This window comes from Zhongshania aliphaticivorans (assembly GCF_902705875.1).
Lineage (GTDB): Bacteria > Pseudomonadota > Gammaproteobacteria > Pseudomonadales > Spongiibacteraceae > Spongiibacter > Spongiibacter aliphaticivorans_A.
Map to the genome: position 1 here is coordinate 1 of NZ_CACSIK010000007.1, position 1,092 is coordinate 1,092.

The 1,092-nt window shown below is 47.2% G+C and carries 1 protein-coding gene; it reads left to right on the plus strand.

The window, feature by feature from the left end:
• Positions 1–568: transposase (locus AELLOGFF_RS18040; protein WP_200842779.1), on the plus strand; the 568-nt coding region annotated here is incomplete at its 5' end.
• Between the last annotated feature and the right edge of the window lie 524 nt (positions 569–1,092).

Genomic DNA, 1,092 nt, shown 5'->3' on the forward strand with positions numbered 1-1,092 from the left:
GTCGGAAACCTATCGCAGTATTGCACGTCGCTACTTCCCCAACGCCACCATCGTGGCAGACCGGTTTCATGTGGTGAGGCTGATTAACCAGCACTTTCTAAAAGTCTGGCAACAGCACGATCCAGAAGGAAGAAAGAACCGAGGCTTGATCAGCCTTATGCGTCGGCATCAGTGGAATTTGAGTGATGAACAGCATGCGAATCTCATGAACTATCTGGCGACTTACCCAGTGCTACAGGCGCTGTATGTTGCCAAACAACGGCTCATCCGATTTGTACTGCTCAAGACACTGACAAGGAAAAGAGCGAAAGCTAAATTGCCGGCGTTTATGGCCTTGATTGAAGAGTTAGGAGCCAGCCCACTACATACCCTGGCTAGAACATTGCGATCATGGTTACAGCCGATAGTGGCCATGTGGCGTTTCAGTAAAAGTAATGGGATTACCGAAGGCTTCCACAACAAGATGGAAATGATGTCACGGCGAGCGTATGGTTTTAGAAACTTTGAAAATTATCGATTACGAGTGCTGGCCCATTGTGGATGGGACGGTATTATAAACAGGGTTTGATGGATGCTATCCCCCGTTAACGTTGTAGAGCCATTGTGGATGGGACGGTATTATAAACAGGGTTTGATGGATGCTATCCCCCGTTAACGTTGTAGAGCCATTGTGGATGGGACGGTATTATAAACAGGGTTTGATGGATGCTATCCCCCGTTAACGTTGTAGAGCCATTGTGGATGGGACGGTATTATAAACAGGGTTTGATGGATGCTATCCCCCGTTAACGTTGTAGAGCCATTGTGGATGGGACGGTATTATAAACAGGGTTTGATGGATGCTATCCCCCGTTAACGTTGTAGAGCCATTGTGGATGGGACGGTATTATAAACAGGGTTTGATGGATGCTATCCCCCGTTAACGTTGTAGAGCCATTGTGGATGGGACGGTATTATAAACAGGGTTTGATGGATGCTATCCCCCGTTAACGTTGTAGAGCCATTGTGGATGGGACGGTATTATAAACAGGGTTTGATGGATGCTATCCCCCGTTAACGTTGTAGAGCCATTGTGGATGGGACGGTATTATA